The sequence below is a fragment of the Gilliamella sp. Nev6-6 genome (genome assembly GCF_001690605.1).
Taxonomy (GTDB): domain Bacteria; phylum Pseudomonadota; class Gammaproteobacteria; order Enterobacterales; family Orbaceae; genus Gilliamella; species Gilliamella apicola_C.
The window spans coordinates 38838-56862 of sequence record NZ_LZHP01000071.1 but is presented as its reverse complement, the minus strand read 5'-3'; the positions used below and the strand labels follow the sequence as shown (position 1 = coordinate 56862).

At 35.8% G+C, this 18025-nt stretch carries 17 protein-coding genes, 4 tRNA genes and 1 pseudogene; 6 read left to right on the top strand and 16 right to left on the bottom strand.

Annotated features, from left to right (window positions below; all coding sequences use genetic code 11):
• Positions 1 to 750 (top strand): IS3 family transposase (locus tag A9G42_RS08955; RefSeq protein WP_082212079.1); only part of this gene is annotated, 750 nt, incomplete at its 5' end.
• Positions 751 to 792: 42 nt separating this feature from the next.
• Here A9G42_RS08955 and A9G42_RS08950 read toward each other — a convergent pair.
• A pseudogene (locus A9G42_RS08950) lies at positions 793 to 1395 on the bottom strand (helix-turn-helix domain-containing protein); the annotation flags it as partial.
• A 654-nt stretch (positions 1396 to 2049) separates the two neighbouring features.
• On the opposite strand from A9G42_RS08950, the gene A9G42_RS08945 reads away from it, so the two are divergent.
• Together A9G42_RS08945 and A9G42_RS08940 are read left to right on the top strand one after the other, a co-directional pair.
• Entirely contained in the window at positions 2050 to 2835 is a 786-nt protein-coding gene (locus A9G42_RS08945; protein WP_065653229.1) for a transposase, read from the top strand.
• Between the two features lie 69 nt (positions 2836 to 2904).
• Positions 2905 to 3714 (top strand): hypothetical protein, encoded by an 810-nt coding sequence (locus tag A9G42_RS08940; RefSeq protein ID WP_065653228.1) that lies wholly within the window; start codon positions 2905 to 2907, stop codon positions 3712 to 3714.
• Here the strand turns inward: A9G42_RS08940 and nudC are convergent, their stop codons facing one another.
• From nudC to epmB, 6 genes are all read right to left on the bottom strand, one after another.
• Positions 3715 to 4518, bottom strand: coding sequence for an NAD(+) diphosphatase (nudC, locus tag A9G42_RS08935; protein ID WP_065582358.1), 804 nt, complete (start codon positions 4516 to 4518; stop codon positions 3715 to 3717).
• A 62-nt stretch (positions 4519 to 4580) separates the two neighbouring features.
• Positions 4581 to 6209 carry a membrane protein insertase YidC gene (gene yidC, locus A9G42_RS08930; RefSeq protein ID WP_065582359.1) on the bottom strand — a complete coding sequence of 543 codons (1629 nt, stop codon included), beginning with the start codon at positions 6207 to 6209 and terminating at the stop codon, positions 4581 to 4583.
• Positions 6209 to 6451, bottom strand: coding sequence for a membrane protein insertion efficiency factor YidD (gene yidD / locus A9G42_RS08925; protein ID WP_065582360.1), 243 nt, complete (start codon positions 6449 to 6451; stop codon positions 6209 to 6211). The genes yidC and yidD overlap by 1 nt, the downstream gene beginning before the upstream one ends.
• 47 nt (positions 6452 to 6498) lie before the next feature.
• Positions 6499 to 6855 carry a ribonuclease P protein component gene (rnpA, locus tag A9G42_RS08920; RefSeq protein ID WP_081302171.1) on the bottom strand — a complete coding sequence of 119 codons (357 nt, stop codon included), beginning with the start codon at positions 6853 to 6855 and terminating at the stop codon, positions 6499 to 6501.
• 11 nt (positions 6856 to 6866) lie between these two features.
• On the bottom strand, positions 6867 to 7007 hold the full coding sequence (rpmH, locus tag A9G42_RS08915; protein WP_025314679.1) for a 50S ribosomal protein L34: 141 nt from the start codon (positions 7005 to 7007) through the stop codon (positions 6867 to 6869).
• Between the two features lie 220 nt (positions 7008 to 7227).
• Positions 7228 to 8256 (bottom strand): EF-P beta-lysylation protein EpmB, encoded by a 1029-nt coding sequence (gene epmB, locus A9G42_RS08910; RefSeq protein ID WP_065582362.1) that lies wholly within the window; start codon positions 8254 to 8256, stop codon positions 7228 to 7230.
• 33 nt (positions 8257 to 8289) lie between these two features.
• Between epmB and efp the strand changes: the two genes are divergently transcribed.
• Entirely contained in the window at positions 8290 to 8856 is a 567-nt protein-coding gene (gene efp, locus A9G42_RS08905) for an elongation factor P (RefSeq protein ID WP_065566367.1), read from the top strand.
• Between the two features lie 610 nt (positions 8857 to 9466).
• Here efp and A9G42_RS08900 read toward each other — a convergent pair.
• A complete protein-coding gene (locus tag A9G42_RS08900) occupies positions 9467 to 9907 on the bottom strand; it encodes a hypothetical protein (protein WP_065582363.1) in 441 nt (146 codons plus the stop codon).
• A complete protein-coding gene (mazG, locus tag A9G42_RS08895; RefSeq protein WP_218057960.1) occupies positions 9900 to 10703 on the bottom strand; it encodes a nucleoside triphosphate pyrophosphohydrolase in 804 nt (267 codons plus the stop codon). Before mazG ends, A9G42_RS08900 begins: the two co-directional genes overlap by 8 nt.
• 222 nt (positions 10704 to 10925) lie before the next feature.
• Between mazG and A9G42_RS08890 the strand changes: the two genes are divergently transcribed.
• Both A9G42_RS08890 and A9G42_RS08885 read left to right on the top strand, forming a co-directional pair.
• On the top strand, positions 10926 to 12929 hold the full coding sequence (locus A9G42_RS08890; protein ID WP_065653227.1) for an OPT family oligopeptide transporter: 2004 nt from the start codon (positions 10926 to 10928) through the stop codon (positions 12927 to 12929).
• A 145-nt stretch (positions 12930 to 13074) separates the two neighbouring features.
• Complete coding sequence (locus A9G42_RS08885; protein ID WP_065582366.1) at positions 13075 to 14997, top strand: ABC transporter ATP-binding protein; 1923 nt, start codon at positions 13075 to 13077, stop codon at positions 14995 to 14997.
• 126 nt (positions 14998 to 15123) lie between these two features.
• Here A9G42_RS08885 and nusG read toward each other — a convergent pair whose 3' ends face one another.
• The 7 genes from nusG to A9G42_RS08850 form a co-directional block, all read right to left on the bottom strand.
• Positions 15124 to 15669, bottom strand: a complete 546-nt coding sequence (gene nusG / locus A9G42_RS08880; protein WP_065582367.1) for a transcription termination/antitermination protein NusG — start codon at positions 15667 to 15669, stop codon at positions 15124 to 15126.
• 1 nt (position 15670) lies between these two features.
• Complete coding sequence (gene secE / locus A9G42_RS08875) at positions 15671 to 16072, bottom strand: preprotein translocase subunit SecE (RefSeq protein WP_065582368.1); 402 nt, start codon at positions 16070 to 16072, stop codon at positions 15671 to 15673.
• Between the two features lie 138 nt (positions 16073 to 16210).
• Positions 16211 to 17395: an elongation factor Tu gene (gene tuf, locus A9G42_RS08870; RefSeq protein WP_065582082.1), complete on the bottom strand. Its 1185-nt coding sequence runs from the start codon at positions 17393 to 17395 to the stop codon at positions 16211 to 16213.
• 184 nt (positions 17396 to 17579) lie between these two features.
• Positions 17580 to 17655: transfer RNA gene (locus tag A9G42_RS08865), tRNA-Thr, on the bottom strand.
• A 3-nt stretch (positions 17656 to 17658) separates the two neighbouring features.
• Positions 17659 to 17733, bottom strand: a tRNA-Gly gene (locus A9G42_RS08860).
• A gap of 55 nt (positions 17734 to 17788) precedes the next feature.
• Positions 17789 to 17873 (bottom strand) — tRNA-Tyr (locus A9G42_RS08855).
• A gap of 33 nt (positions 17874 to 17906) precedes the next feature.
• A tRNA-Thr gene (locus A9G42_RS08850) sits at positions 17907 to 17982 on the bottom strand.
• Positions 17983 to 18025: the final 43 nt, after the last annotated feature.

The window sequence follows — 18025 nt, the reverse complement described above, 5'->3', positions numbered from 1 at the left end:
GCTATTGTTGGCTTAAGCCGTTGTGCTTACTATTATCAACCTAAGTTGCAGGATGACTCGGTGATTGTTTCGGTGTTGAATGCTATCACAGACCGGCATTTACGCTGGGGCTTTCCTAAATGTTTTAATCGTATCAGAAAGCTCGGCTATCAATGGAATCATAAACGGGTATATCGGGTGTATTGTGAATTAAAGCTTAATCTCAGGGTAAAGCGTAAAAAACGCATTCCTCCACGATGTCCGGAAAGGTTATTAGTCCCGAATAAACAAGGTGAATGTTGGTCAATGGATTTTATGAGTGACAGTAGTCGTAATCAACGTCGCTTTAGGACATTCAATGTCATCGATGACTTTAATCGTGAGGCGTTAGGTATTGATATTGCAGTAAGCTTACCCGCAGGAAGGATTACCCGTTACTTAGATAAACTGGCCGAATATCATGGGTATCCATTAAAAATACGGGTCGATAATGGGCCAGAATTTACAGGAAAAACCTTTACCAACTGGGCTAAATTACATGGTATAACCATTGATTATATCCAGCCCGGTAGCCCTTATCAAAATGGCTATATTGAACGATTTAATCGTACCTATCGCACTGAAGTACTCGATTTATATCTGTTTAACAACTTAGCACAAGCAAGGAGAATAACCGAAGAATGGCTAACCATTTATAACACCGAAAGACCGCATGAGGCGTTAAATAACATGACACCGATTGAGTATAAAACACTAAAACAAGCAGCATGATTTTCTACGTGAGTTGTGTACTAAGTTTGGGGTATTTACATTGGTCACATACAATTTACAATGCGCAACCTTAGAATAAGTATCAACAAAAGTCTGTTGATAAATCCGACGGACACCCTTTAAATTACCAACATAAACCGTATTTTGAGAGCCAAGATAACCTCGATGAGCGGTTTCTATTTCGCCACAAGCTTCATCATCGTGTTTTTTCTTTTCTAATGCAGCTATTTGGCTATCATTGAGTTCAATACCTTCTGAGCCGCTTTTTCTTCTAAAGCATGTAAGCGTTTTTTGAAATTCTCAATATTATGTCTTAACCAAACAGAACGCGTGCCACTTCCTGGAATAAAAACACCTTGCTTACGAAGCTCATTGCTTGTTCTATGCTGACCATGAGCAGGATAGTCAATAGCATAACGAATAACGGCTTGTTCCATTGGGTCATCAACGCGATTTTTGAGATTTGGTGTCCGTCTGCTCTTTGATATTAAAGAGCCTAAACCACCTTCTTCAACGAGTTCTTTATAACGATAAAACGTATGATACTCCCATCACTTTACAAGCTCTAGACACGTTTTGAAGTTCTTCAGCTACATTTAATAAGCCTACATTATGTTTTATGATTTGACTGTTAGTATGAAGCATGAGCGTTACCTCTTGTTGTTTTGATTGTAGATTTGACACCTAAATATCAAAGCTGGTAACGTTCTCTTTTTCAATCCCTTTGTCCGATTAAGTCGGAACTAATACACAATGAGTTGGTTATTTACAGCAAACTATTTGATTAGTTGTTAGTAGCCTGAAAAACAATCTCTAATTCTATTTTCCAATTTGTAAACAGCAGATAATTTTACTTGCCGATATATTTTCTACTTTTCGTCGGGCAATACGTTTTTTACCTTTAGATTAAACTTTAACTCGTAATATGCTTGATATATCCGCTTATAATGCCATTGATATCCTTGCTTTCTGATATACGATTAAAGTCAGTAAAAAGTGTCAACATAAGCTTATTTTAAAATAATTATAATTTAGTGCTTGGCCATTTTAATGACTGAAGCTTGTATTATAGAGAATTTTATACTTATTGCTGTGCTATTTTAATCGATAGTTATATTTTTAATAGCCATCTTCGTCGATGAATTATTAACAGTATTTACTATAAATAAACCACAGAAAAATATAAATCAATACAATAAATACATTCTCAAAGTAATAAATGCAAAAAATGTCAATAAAGCTATATGTTTAGGGAAAAATCTGATAATATTTACAAGGATAAGCGATAAGGGAATAAAAATGATTTATGAACTCGCACCAGCCGAATTGCATGATGAATTTAAAGCTTTTCATCATAATCTAGGAAAAATAGCATCACAACATGTAGAAGTTTGCCCATTTTGTAAAAATACTAAGTTTTATAAAGTTCGGACAAAACCAACTAAAACATACCGCTGTAAAGCTTGTCATAAATATTTTACTGTTTCAACCAACACTCCTTTCCGTCGTTTAGTGCCATTTAATGAATTAGAAGTTATTTTTATTAGCCGTATAAAAAATATCAGTTATAACAATATTGCTAAACAGCTTGATATTTCACTGGCAAAGGTTATTCGTCGGGAATGTGCAATTATTAATTATCTTCAAAACAATTATCCATCATTACATAATTGGTATACTCATAAAAAACAAACAACATTAATTCCAACTTTAGAACAACAATATAAAATAATTAAAGACAAAGTAACGAATTTATTGGGTGAACAAAATCAAACCTGCATATATTGTGGATCTAACGAAACAACTAAAGTTGGAAATCGTGCTTGCTATCGTTGCCGATGTTGTCGACATAGTTTTAATATTTTAAGAGATACCAGCTTAAACCGTATTCCGAAACCTGAATTATGGTTACAATTTATTGATTTGATTGTTTCTGGAGCAAATAATTTGCAAATAGCAAAAACACTTAACTTACACAACGATACCGTGCGTAAATGGCGATCTAATTGGTGCAAAATGATGAAGTATTGGCACTGTGATGCGCTTGCCATTTGGTGTAAATATAAAGAAGAAGGTAATAATTAACAATTAATTTGATAATTTGACGTTTTATCATAAATTTCTCAAACAATAACATAAATGGATATCAGTTCTATGAAAAAAAATAATTTATTTTTATATATGTGCTTAATTAGCAGTGCATTCTTAATCAATGGTTGTGATGGTAAAAAAACACCTGACGATACCCGATTATCACAATTACCAACTGCGGTTATTAATAGTTATCTTTTTCATACTGAGCCAGAACTTTTACCATTTAGTAAAAAAATTAAACGACAACAAATCCAAGGTTCATCAAATAAAACGATTAACTATAATGAACAAGGTTTTGTCACTAATTATGATTTAGAAGGATTACATGGCGAAATAAACTATGATATGGCTAAGTATAGCTATGGTATGAACGACACCAAAAATGTTTATGACATTGTTTTTGATTCATCAAAAAATATTCTTGGTATGAAGAATAATGATAATGCCATCGTTGCAAGCACAGAATTTGATGAGCAAGGCCGCTTGGTTGAGACAACCTTATCACATTTTGCCGAAAATAATGTGATATTTAGCAGTAGAATTATTTATGATAATGATCATGTAGAGCTTGTATTATATAATGCTTATGTTCCTGTCGATGAAAACACGAAATTCCCAGTATTATCACAAGAAAAAGATGTCATATATAATGATAACGAGCAAATAGAAAAGACCATTACTAAAACATTTAAGTTATCATCAAATGGAGACATCATCATTAATGAGAATAATGAGCAAGAAGTTGAACTAACAGAAACTTGTACTTACTCGGAATATAATCAAAACAACGATTGGACTAAAGCTGTTTGTATTACAGCAGGTAGCGAATCAAAAACTGTTAATCTAACCAGAACAATTCAATATGATTGATTAGTCACAGCCATATTCGTCATATTGGCGGCAAAGTATAATTGTATCTTCAATTAACCGCCTAGCAATGGTGCCATACTTAGGAATTTTAGGTAATTGCGTGTAATGGTACCAGTTTGCTTCAATAAGTTCATTTTTGTCTACCACTATTTCACCACTATCATAATCAGCCAAATAAGCCATCATTAATGAATTTGGAAATGGCCAAGGTTGCGATCCAACATAACGAATATTCTTAATTTTTATTTTTGATTCTTCAAATACTTCCCGTTCAACGGCGGTTTCCATTGTTTCGCCAATCTCAGTAAAACCCGCCAATACGGTGTACAAGTTATCTCGATTATGCCTAACGTGCTTGGCTAATAAAATTTTATTTTTATGACGAATTGCTACGATAATAGATGGTGAAATTTGTGGGTAATAACGTTCTTTGCAGTGATCACACATACAGCACCATTCGGTATTACTGATATACATCTCATATCCACAATATCCACAATATTTATGGGAGCGATAAAATTCAGAAAGCTGCACAGCTCGTCCAGCCATATTAAATAAGGATTGATCTGCGCTATCAAGCAATGGACGGATTGAACTCATCGCATTTTTTATTTCACTACAAATGAGCCAAGCAGTTTGTCCATTTAACTCACCTATTGGTTGAGCTCGTTTATTCGTAAAACCAAGTTCATCAGCACGCCCTACAGGAACTTCACCATCAGGCAACCATAATCGCCCATTAGTACTTACAAACCAATAACCTATTTCACTGCCAGTTAAATTAAATTGTTGTTGTATATTCATATTATAAATGCCAAAAGTAAAAACGAAAAAAGGAGGGGTTCCCTCCTCCTTTTTTAACAATATTATTTTTTTGTTTTCTCGTGAAGCCCTTTTTTCTCAAGTTCCCAGTAGATAAGGCGTTGCTGGACAATTGTGAATAAGTTACTGACGATATAATATAAAACTAAGCCTGATGGGAACCATAAAAAGAACACAGTAAAGATTAATGGCATATAAGTCATTAATTTTTGTTGTAATGGATCGGTAGCTGGAGTTGGTGACATTTTTTGAATTAAGAACATGGAGCCACCCATTAATAAAGGCAAAATATAATAAGGATCTTGCGCAGATAAGTCATAAATCCAAAGCGCAAATGGTGTATGGCGTAATTCAACTGCGCTACTTAACATATAGAATAATGACAAGAAAATCGGCATTTGAATAATTATTAGTAAACAACCGCCTAATGGATTGACTTTCTCTTGTTTGTAGAGCGCCATTGTTTCAACGCTCATTTTTTGTTTATTATCACCATAACGCTCTTTCAAAGCTTCTATACGAGGCTGTAATAATTTCATTTTTGCCATTGAACGATACTGTGCTCGAGTTAATGGGAATAAAAGACCTCGAACAATAAAAGTAATAACAATAATTGAGAAGCCCCAGTTACCAACAAAACTTTGTATAAACTTCAACAAATAAAAAAGAGGTTGTGACAAGAACCATAACCAACCGTAATCGACAATTAAATCAAGATGATTTGCAGTTTCTTTAAGCTGATTTTGAATTTCAGGTCCTAACCATAATTTGGCACTAATGGTTTGTGTACTACCTGCAGGAATAACGGTTGGCTCACCTTTGAAGCCAATTGTTGCTTGTGAGTTATTCGCAGTTGCACGAGAGTAAAATAGATTATTTGTATCCTGTGCTGGCACCCATGCCGAAGCGAAATAGTGTTGCAGCATCGCAATCCAGCCTGTTTGCGTCTCGACCGATAAAGCTTTATCTTTGATATTGTCAAAACTATATTTGCTGTAGTTGCTACTAGAACTAGAGTAAGCTGCACCACGGAATGCACTTTGCCCTAACCCACTACCGCCTTCAGTTGGAATATCATCAGGTAATTTGATAGTTTGTTTTAGTTGTCCATACATAGAAACATCAATAGGCTGGCTACTTTGATTGTTGATGTCATATTGAACATCAATAGCATAATTATTACGATGTAATATGTAATATTTAGTATAACTTACCCCATTGACCTGATACGTTAATGGAACACGCAACTCATCTTGACCATCAGCTAAAACATATTCTGATTTTTCAGTTTTATATACTGGGCGTTTTGAACCTTGTTTAGCATTATCTGGGCCATCTTTACCTGTTAAACCACTTTCAGCAATATAGATGAAATCAGGACGTGATGCTAATAACTGAAAAGGCGTACCAGAATGCAGTGTTTGCTCATATTTTAATAATTGTGCAGCTTGTACATCACCACCATAAGTATTAATAGTGAGTGACAACACATCTGATTTTACAGTAATTATTTTACCCTGTGCCAAGCCATCTGTTGAATTATCATCACCTATTTGTTGTGTTAATTGGTTTGTGATCGGAGGCTTAGGTGCGTGATCTTCCTCCCACGCTTTCCAAATAAAAAAAGATACAAAAAGTAAAGCAATGACTAAAATATTACGTTGAGATCCCATTAGTGTTTTTCTCTATTGGTTTTAGTTTTTGGAGGAACAAAATCTTCTCCTCCGTCATGTAAAGGATGACATTTTAATACACGTTTAGCTGTTAGCCAACCACCTTTTATGAATCCAAAGCGTCTTAGTGCAATTATTGCATATTGTGAACATGTCGGCGTAAAGCGGCATTTTGGACCAAATAAAGGACTAATAAAACGTTGATAAACACGCACAAAAAAAACAAAAGTATTAACTATCATGTGGTTACATGCATAAACGTGCAGCTTAATAATTGATATGAATTTATCTAAATATCGATTTTGGCTATGATTCGTTGACATAATTTATTGAGTGTTTCAACGATTTGTTGATTATCTAAATCTATAACAGGCTGTTTAGCCATCAAAATAAAATCAATATTAGGAAGTTGATGTTGATGATGTCGAAAATACTCTTTAGTCAATCGCTTAATACGATTACGCTCATGCGCTCTTTTTACCTGTTTTTTCGCTATAGCAAACCCTAACCGTATATGGGTACAGTTATTTTTACGTGCGACTAAGGTTAAAAATGGCGATCCAGCACGCACAGACTCTTGGAAGACATGATTAAAATCAAAGGGAGTTAGCAATCGTAACTCCCGAGGAAAAGTGAACTTAATCACCCAACTTTAAATCAGCTAGCAACAGTTAAACGAACACGGCCTTTAGCACGACGGCGAGCAAGAACTTGACGACCGTTTTTAGTTGCCATACGAGCACGGAAACCGTGAGTTCTATTGCGTTTTAATACTGATGGTTGAAATGTGCGTTTCATGACGATTTATATCCAAATCTAATTTATCAACAGGTTGCAGAGTCTAAACTCCACAGCATTAATTAAAGAAGTCGGAATTATAGAGACTATTTTATTTTTCGTCAATGAGATTTCACCGATTTATTTGAATAAAAACCATTAACAGTTCATTATGGCACAATTGAATAAAATTAAACAAATTCTTATAACATAATAGGTTAAAAAAACAAAAATAAATCAACTAATCCATAAAAGCAAGTACACGCTTACTTTTTTCGCCACCGACTTCGCGTGCTAATTTAGGTACCAAATAACCCGATATCTTTTCGGCTAACTGTTTCATTATGATTTTTGCAACATCATCTTCGACTAAAAAATGGGCGGCGCCTTGCACTTTATCTAACAAATGGATGTAATAAGGTAAAATACCAATATCGAAAAGCCGATTACTTAACTGTGCTAAAACCTTGGCGTTGTCATTAACATTTTTCAATAACACGCTTTGATTCAGTGTTGTCACATCACTTTGTTTTAAAAGCCTAATTGCATTAGCAACATCATTATCAATCTCATTGGGATGATTAATGTGAGTAACTACTACAATTTGCAACCTGCTTTCAAAAAATAATTTGCAAAGCTCAGATGTTACTCGTGAAGGAATAACAACTGCTAAACGGGTATGGATACGCAAACGTTTAATATGTGGGATTTGTTCTAAGGCATTAATCAAAAATGCTATTTCATGATCTTTAGCCATTAAAGGATCACCACCTGATAAAATAATTTCATCAAGTTCTGGATGGTTAGCAATATATTCAAGTGCAAAAGCCAGATTTTTTTTATTGCCTTGGTTATCATGATAAGGGAAATGCCGCCTAAAACAGTAACGGCAGTTAATTGCACAGGCTGTTTTCGTTATTAACAATGCTCGGTTATGATACTTATGTAATAGCCCAGGGATAACATTATCTTGCTCTTGTAATGGGTCATTGCTATAACCCTTTACTTTTAATAATTCGTTATCATCGCAAAGCACCTGCAATAAAAGAGGGTCGTTATTGTCGCCTCTTTTCATCCGGTTGATGAAAGCCATAGGTACACGAAGTGGAAACTGCTTTTTTGCCAATTGCATAGAGCTTGAAATGGTTTTTGGGTCTAGATCCAAATAAGCATATAAAACATTGATATCTGTCACAACATTGGCAAGCTCTATAATCCATCTATCTTTATTATTTGGTAGTTCAATTTTTTGCTGTATAATGTGGCTCATTTTTTGTAATTCAGAATTTTAGTTGGAGCTTTTATGGCATCTTATAGTACTAATGAGTTTAAAGCGGGTCTTAAAATAATGCAAGATGGCGAGCCATGTGTCATTGTTGAAAATGAATTTTACAAACCCGGTAAAGGTCAATCAATTAACCGCGTAAAAATTAAAAAATTACTTTCAGGAAAAACTGTCGATAAAACTTTCAAATCTGGCGAATCAGTTGAAGCCGCTGATGTTGTGGATATGAATTTAACTTATCTTTATACCGATGGCGAGTTTTGGCATTTCATGAATAATGAAACATTTGAACAACTTTCAGCTGATGCTAAAGCGGTTGGTGATAATGCCAAATGGCTAGTTGATCAAGCTGAATGTATTTTAACTTTATGGAATGGTCAGCCAATTGCAGTAACGCCACCGAACTTTGTTGAACTTGAAGTGATTGAAACCGATCCAGGTCTAAAAGGTGACACAGCAGGAACGGGTGGAAAACCAGCAACGCTATCAACTGGTGCTGTCGTACGTGTGCCACTATTTGTACAAATTGGCGAAATTCTAAAAGTTGATACACGCTCTGGCGAATATGTTTCACGCGTAAAATAAAGTAGCTTATGATTAATTTTAATTTATCATAAACAAGAGAGGTTTCTTGACCTCTCTCTTGCTTACCCAAATCCATGTTGCTTACCTCTGGAAGAAGTCTAATCTCCTACTCGAAAGTTATCATCAATAGTGAGTTTTATCCACAAAGCTTAAAAAGTACTAAATTAAATAATCCCCAAAACAATGCATCTAGCACTTAAAAATCATTCAGAAAACACATTGATTTTATTGGATTTTTTTATTTTTTACTGAATCTAGTATGCGATAAGGGATCTATATTTTGCAGCTTTTATCTTTGGATGATGGCATAGCGGTAAGTATTAATTTTCAAAATATTACTCAATTTTAATAAATTCTAAAGTTTTGTTACGAAGTCGAAATAATCAAATATTTCCCATTAAACCATATTGTTATTAATTTTTATCGTATATTGCCAATAAAAATTAAGCAACATATTGATGTCGTTTTCAATAACCAGAATTGTAGCGTGGTTTTGTTTGTTGCCGTTAGTCGAGTTAGCAAGCTATCGGTGAAAATATTTAGGCAGTGATATAGCCTCATATTAGAGGCTATTATCGTATTTATCAGGCTATATTTCAATTTAAGCGAATTATAAATAAACCACATGAGTGCCTTTTTCGGGTTGAAAAGTAGCTTTGCCAAATTCATCTAAGAAATAGGCAATATGATCGGCTTTATCCCCTACTAACCGTCCTTTTACTTTGTTCCATGTCATGAGGACTATCATGGCATCAGGTTCACAGCAAATTAACATGGGTTGTTCAAATTCTTCGTTCCAATAAAATTCACCGCCGTATATTTTATGGGCGGTGAGCAATAAATAACATCCGTATTCTTGCGATATCATGTTGAGTTGTTCTTCTGGAATGCTAAAGTTTTTTTCAGCCAGTTCACTGATGATCATTTCAACAACCGTAATACTTTTTTCAGAGTAATCGAGCTGGTTAATGCTCCATGTTGGACTATTTAATATCGCATTTTGTGCCCATGCTTCGATCTCTTGATATAATTCATTTTTTTGTTCAGTCATTTTTATTCACTTCGCTATTGAGTTTAATCTGTTCTAATTGCTTAACACTTTGCCACGCGTCTTCCATTTGTTCAAGCGTTGCATCAATTAAAGATAAGTTTTTTTGTTTGAGTATCGATTCTAATTGTTGAAATCGTCGGGTAAATTTTTTATTGGCTTGCTGTAAACAGAGTTCTGATTTAACCTTTAAATGCCTAGCTAAATTGACGGTCGCAAACAATAAATCACCAAGTTCTTCCTCAATTTTTTGTGGATCTTGTTTGTTTTGTTCAAGCTCTTGCTCAACTTCATCAATTTCCTCTTTTACCTTATCAAGCACAGGTTTTATATCATGCCAATCAAAACCAACCGAGGCACAACGCTTTTGAATTTTTTCAGCTTGCATTAAGGCAGGTATTGCTTGGGGAATATCATTGAGCAATGAGTATTGTGCTTTTTGATCGCGTTCTTTTTGTTTAAGTTGTTCCCAGTTAGGTTTTTCTACCTTATTTTCGGTGAAAATATGCGGATGACGATAAACTAACTTATCAGCAACCGCTAAACAGACCTCATCAAAATCAAAGCTTCCTTGTTCTTGGGCTAAATCAGCATAAAAGACAATGTGAAACAATAGATCGCCAAGTTCTTTTTTTAGCTCCTCCATATCTTGTTTATCAATTGCATCAAGCACTTCGTACGTTTCTTCTAGTGTATATGATTTTAAAGACGAAAAAGTTTGAATTCGATCCCATTCGCAACCATTAATTGGATCGCGAAGTTGTTTAATAATAGCTTGTAAGCGCTGTAATGCGTTCAAAATATCCCCCACAAATAAGTAATTAATCAGCGTCATTGTAAAGGTTTAATAACAAAACGGTTATTTTTTAAAGGTTAATGCCAATATATTTTGATGTTATTGCTAATTATTTCACCCAAAATAATGATAAAAGCACTAAACTAAAGCTATTTACGGAACTTGTAGCCGATAAAAGCGAATTAAGTATATAATACTCCTCTATTAAATTAACTTTATTGATATATGAATAATTTACGTGAACTTACTTTAAGAGGCACCATTCTTGGTGCTTTTATTACTGTCATTTTTACTGCATCGAATGTTTATCTTGGTTTGAAAGTTGGATTAACGTTTTCATCCGCAATTCCTGCGGCAGTGATTTCAATGGCAATATTGAAACTGTTTTCGGGTTCAACTATTTTAGAAAATAACATGGTGCAAACTCAAGCATCAGCAGCGGGTACATTATCTTCAATTATTTTTGTGCTTCCGGGTTTGTTAATGATTGGTTACTGGCAAGACTTTCCCTTTTGGCTAACCTTTGCAATATGTGCCGCAGGCGGAATGCTTGGGGTTTTATTTTCAATTCCATTGCGTCATGTCATGGTCGTTAAAAGTAATTTACCTTACCCTGAAGGTGTAGCCGCTGCTGAAATTTTAAAGGCAGGATCTAAATCCGATAATAAAGAAGCTAACGATGGTTTAAAGGATATTTTATTTGGCGGCATCATTGCCTCTATTGTTAGTCTTTTTACTAATGGTTTTCGCCTATTATCTGAAAGTACTGCTTATTGGTTTACCGCTGGCAAATCCATTTTTCAACTGCCTATGGGATTCTCGTTAGCGTTACTCAGTGCTGGTTATTTGATCGGAATTATGTCAGGAATTGCTATTTTAATTGGAACCATTATTGGTTGGGTATTTGGCGTTCCAATTTTAAGTGCAATTACCGATTATGATACCAGTCAGCCTTTATTTAAAGTTGCAATGGGATTTTGGGCAAAAGATATACGCTTTATTGGTGCGGGGGTCATAGCTATTGCAGCGGTTTGGACATTACTGACATTAATCAAACCGATGATTGAAGGTTTAAAAATATCATTTAAAAGTATGCGTTCAGATGTGTCTGGCAATGATATTGCATCAACCGAGCGGGATTTATCACCTAAAGCTATTTTATTAATTATGGGTGGTATGTTAGTTATTTTGTTAGTGACTTTTTATAGCTTTATTGCCGATAGTGGTTTATCAGCAAGCATGGCTTGGACATTAGTTTTTTGCGCTGTATTATTTGCTTTTATTATGGGCTTTTTAGTGGCTGCCGCATGTGGTTATATGGCTGGACTTGTTGGCTCATCAGCAAGCCCAATATCAGGAATAGCAATTGTTGCAGTGGTTGTCATTTCATTAATCTTATTAGGTTTAGGTGAAGCGAATGGTATGCTAGCTTCTATTGAAGGCTCCAACTTTGCCACGGCTCTCGCACTGTTTACTACCAGTACTGTTTTGGCTGTGGCTTGCATTTCTAACGATAATTTACAAGACCTAAAAACAGGTCATTTGGTTAATGCTACACCATGGAAGCAACAAGTCGCATTATTACTTGGCTGTGTTGTTGGTGCTATTGTTATTGCGCCTATTTTAGAAATTTTATACAACGCTTACGGTTTTACTGGTGCCTTACCTCGCACAGATATGGACACAACTCAAGTTTTAGCCGCACCACAAGCAACGTTGATGACAACAATAGCTAAAGGTATTTTTGCCCATCAACTTGACTGGACGATGATTTTAATAGGGCTTGCTTTAGGCGCTGTCATTATTATTATTGATTTAATTCTTGCCCAAAATAAATCTAACTTTCGCATACCTGCACTTGCTGTTGGTTTAGGCATTTATTTACCACCAAGTATCACAACACCAATTTTTATTGGCACTTTATTATCATGGATAATTAAACGTAATGCTTACAAAAAAGCCAAAGCACAAAATTTAGATCCAGAAGAGCAATTCAAAAAAGCTGATCGTAAAGCGGCATTAATTGCATCAGGCTTGATTGTTGGTGAAAGTTTAGTGGGCGTTTTATTAGCCATTGTGATTGTGATTAGCATCACCAATGGTGGAAATGATGCTCCACTTGCAATACCGCTCGATTTAGGTATGTTACCTCAACTTTTAGGTCTCTTTGTTTTTGTTGGTATATGTACGTTCTTTATTCGTCGTGCTTTATCAGCAATAAAAAAATAGTCCTGTGAATTATTAAATTTAAGCCCTTTTCGTTTTATCAAAGGGCTTTTTTGTTTAAATTGATTGTGTTATAACGTCCCTAATTTTGGATGATTAAAACAATTTTTATTAACTTATTTTATTTTGAATAATAGACAAAAATATCATGATAGTTTTTGATTCAATCCAAGTGCGCCGAGGCGTTAACTTGCTTTTAGATAATGCTTCAGCAACTATTAATCCTCAACAAAAAGTGGGATTAGTGGGTAAAAATGGTTGCGGAAAATCGACGCTCTTTTCACTGATTAAAGGTGAAATTCAAGCTGATGCTGGCACGTTAAATATACCATCGCAATGGCAACTCGCTTGGGTCAATCAAGAAACACCCGCATTAGATATCCCTGCGATTGAATATGCCATTGATGGCGATCGTGAGTATCGACAATTAGAAAAACAATTAAATACCGCTAATGAACAAAATAATGGTCAGCAAATTGCGGTTATTCATGAAAAGCTTGATACCATTGATGCTTGGACAATTCGCGCTCGAGCCGCAACGCTACTACATGGACTAGGATTTTCTAATGAACAATTAATGTTACCGGTTAAGTCCTATTCTGGTGGTTGGCGGATGCGATTAAATTTGGCTCAGGCATTAATGTGTCGTTCTGATTTATTACTGCTTGATGAACCAACCAATCACCTTGATTTAGATGCCGTGATTTGGCTTGAAAAATGGTTAAGTAACTATCCGGGAACTTTGATTTTAATCTCTCACGATCGTGATTTTTTGGATCCGTTAGTCAATAAAATTATTCATATTGAGCAAAAGAGTTTATTTGAATATACGGGCAATTATTCCTCCTTTGAGATCCAACGTTCAACTAAACTTGCTCAACAACAGTCGCTTTATGAAAGCCAACAACTCAAAGTTGCACACTTGCAAAATTATATCGATCGCTTTAGAGCCAAAGCAACAAAAGCTAAACAGGCACAAAGCCGTATAAAAATGTTAGAAAGAATGGAGCTGATTGCACCTGCGCATGTTGATAATCCATTTCATTTTAATTTTAAGCCATCTGAATTCTTACCAAGCCCTTTGTTAATGATGGACAAAGTCGTCGCGGGTTACGATGACAAAATTATACTAGAAAAAATTAAGCTTAATCTAGTTCCCGGTTCGCGCATTGGCTTATTAGGGCGCAATGGTGCGGGAAAATCAACACTGATTAAATTACTCGCCGGAGAAATTGCACCTAAGGAAGGACATATTAATCTCGCTAAAGGTGTTCAATTAGGCTATTTTGCTCAACATCAATTAGAATATCTACGCCCCGATGAGTCACCACTTTGGCATTTAACGCAACTTGCTGAACAAAAAAATACAGAGCAAGAACTGCGTAATTATTTGGGTGGATTTGATTTTCAAGGCGATAAAGTCACCGAGCCAGTTAAAACTTTCTCGGGCGGTGAAAAAGCACGTCTTGTTTTAGCTTTAATTGTCTGGCAAAAACCGAATCTCCTTTTATTAGACGAACCAACTAACCATCTAGATTTAGATATGCGACAAGCGTTGACAGAAGCGCTAATTGATTTTGACGGTGCATTAGTTGTGGTGTCACATGATCGCCATTTACTACGTTCGACCACCGATGAATTCTATTTAGTCCATGATCATAAAGTTGAACCATTTGACGGCGATCTTGATGATTATCAAAAATGGTTAGCCGAAGCACAAAAAAATGATAACCAATCAAATGACGAAATAAATTCACCCAAAAAAGAAAATACAATTAATATATCAGCTCAAGATCGTAAAGAGCAAAAACGCAAGCAAGCTGAATTACGCGCACAAATGCAGCCAATAAAAAAACAGTTACAAAAAGAAGAGCAAACACAGGAAAATTTAGCAAAACAACTGCAAATGATAGAACAACAACTGTCTGATCCGATGATGTATGAAGCCAATAAAAAATCGGATTTAACAAGTTTACTTTTGCAACAAAGCCAACTGAAAAGCGAGTTAGAGCAAAGCGAGTTAAAGTGGTTGGATTTGCAACAGCAACTTGAAGAATTTCAAATAGAATAGATTATTTCACTTGTAATGCAATATTGTAATAAATAAGTTTAATTTTATTGGCTAGAATAAAAAAAATCACAGATTTAACTCTGTGATTTTTTGATTTTATCAAATAATTTATTCTAATAAAATTGATTAGCTTTTTTCAACTTGACTAAAATCAAGCTCAACAGGCGTTGAACGACCGAAGATTGAAACCGATACTTTTAAGCGGCTTTTTTCATAATCAACTTCTTCAACAACACCATTAAAGTCAGCAAATGGACCCTCGTTAACACGAACAAGCTCACCTGGTTCAAATAAAGTTTTAGGACGTGGCTTATCACCAACTTGTTGTAAGCGATTCATAATAGCATCAACTTCACGCTGACTAATCGGGGCAGGTCTATCAGAAGTACCACCAATAAAGCCCATTGTTCTTGGCACACTTCTTACTAAATGCCAAGTCGCATCATTCATCGCCATTTCAACTAATACATAACCGGGAAAGAATTTACGTTCACTCTTACGGCGCTGACCGCTTTTCATTTCAACAACTTCTTCGGTTGGTACTAATACTTCCCCAAAAGAATCTTCCATATCATGTAATTTAATATATTCACGTAATGATTGTGCTACACGCGCTTCATAACCAGAATACGCTTGTATAACATACCAACGTTTTTGTTGTGTTTCGCTCATATTAACGCCCTATTGATGTTAAATAAAAGATGGCTGAACCGAATAAAGAATCCATTCCCCAAAGCGCTAAACCAACAATAACTGTGATAGCAGCAATCAGCATGGTTGTTTGTGTCGTTTCTTTACGAGTCGGCCATACAACTTTTCTTAACTCTTTTCGTGATTCTTGTAAAAACAACAAAAATGATTTACCTTTAGCTGTCGTGATCGCAATTAATAAAGTTAATAGCGAAAGCACAACAACCGCTATAATCCGAACGATCGTATTAGGTTGATATATATCATTAGGTTCAGCAAAATAAAAATTTCCCCAAACAACAAACGCAATCAATACTAAAACTAAACACCATTTCAATTTGTCTAGAGCAGTATTTGTATTTTGACCCTCGTTACTTACTAGCATATAAAACCCATGATTATGTTATATTATAATAATATCTACTTTCCAAAATGCTCTTTTAAATAAAAACATTTTGCTAAACAGACTAGATAAGAAAGGGCATCAAATGACACCCTCATCTCATAATTGCAAGCCTTTAAATTATTTAATAACCTTAGCAACCACACCAGCACCAACAGTACGACCACCTTCACGAATCGCAAAACGTAAACCTTCAGCCATCGCGATAGGGTGAATTAATGATACTGTCATTTTGATGTTGTCACCAGGCATTACCATTTCTACGCCTTCTGGTAATTCAATAGTACCCGTTACGTCAGTTGTACGGAAGTAGAACTGTGGACGGTAACCTTTGAAGAATGGAGTATGACGACCACCTTCATCTTTACTTAAGATATACACTTCTGATTCAAAATCAGTATGTGGAGTGATTGAACCTGGTTTTGCAAGTACTTGACCACGTTCGATTTCTTCACGTTTTGTGCCACGTAGTAATACACCAACGTTTTCACCTGCACGACCTTCGTCAAGTAATTTACGGAACATTTCAACACCAGTACAAGTGGTTTTAGTTGTTGGTTTGATACCCACGATTTCAACTTCTTCACCCACTTTGATTACACCGCGTTCAACACGACCAGTTACTACTGTACCACGACCTGAAATTGAGAATACGTCTTCAATTGGTAATAGGAATGGTTTATCAATATCACGCTCTGGCTCTGGGATGTAGCTGTCTAATGCTTCAGCTAATTCAACAATTTTGTCTTCCCACGCTGCTTCGCCTTCTAATGCTTTAAGCGCTGAACCACGGATTACTGGTGTGTCATCACCTGGGAAATCGTATTGAGATAGAAGCTCACGGACTTCCATTTCAACTAATTCTAATAACTCTTCGTCATCAACCATATCACATTTGTTTAAGAATACGATGATGTAAGGAACACCTACTTGACGACCTAAAAGGATGTGCTCACGAGTTTGTGGCATAGGACCATCAGTTGCTGCTACGACTAAGATAGCACCGTCCATTTGTGCCGCACCAGTGATCATGTTTTTAACATAGTCAGCATGGCCTGGGCAGTCTACGTGCGCATAGTGGCGAGTTGGTGTATCGTATTCAACGTGTGAAGTATTGATGGTGATACCACGTGCTTTTTCTTCTGGTGCGTTATCGATTTGATCGAATGCACGAGCTTGACCGCCGTATTTTTTAGCAAGAACAGAAGTAATTGCTGCAGTTAAAGTTGTTTTACCATGGTCAACGTGGCCGATTGTACCAACGTTAACGTGGGGTTTTGTACGTTCAAATTTTTCTTTAGACATCGATTGTCCCTCAAATGTAATACAAATCGGTGGCGATTCACCACATTAACCAAGTATCATATTTAATATCAACATAATACTAACTTAAAATTAGCTCTGAATAATAACAGATAAAGCTATCTAGTGACAAGCATTAAAAGCAGTCAAATTTGATATTTTTAGAAGTTTAGGAGAATAACAAGAATGGTGCTGATAGGCAGATTTGAACTGCCGACCTCACCCTTACCAAGGGTGCGCTCTACCAACTGAGCTATATCAGCAATTGGAGCGGGCAGCGGGAATCGAACCCGCATCATCAGCTTGGAAGGCTGAGGTAATAGCCATTATACGATGCCCGCATGTTCAAACTCGGCTACCTAAATGCTTCAATTAGCTATTGCTAATATTAGATGATGGTGGTGGGGGAAGGATTCGAACCTTCGAAGTGTGACACGGCAGATTTACAGTCTGCTCCCTTTGGCCGCTCGGGAACCCCACCCCGAATCTTTATAAATTTGTCTACTTAGGAAAATGGTGCCGGCTGCCGGAATCGAACTGGCGACCTACTGATTACAAGTCAGTTGCTCTACCTACTGAGCTAAGCCGGCCTAAGTGCTGCGCATTATGTACTAGAACACTCAACCTTGCAAG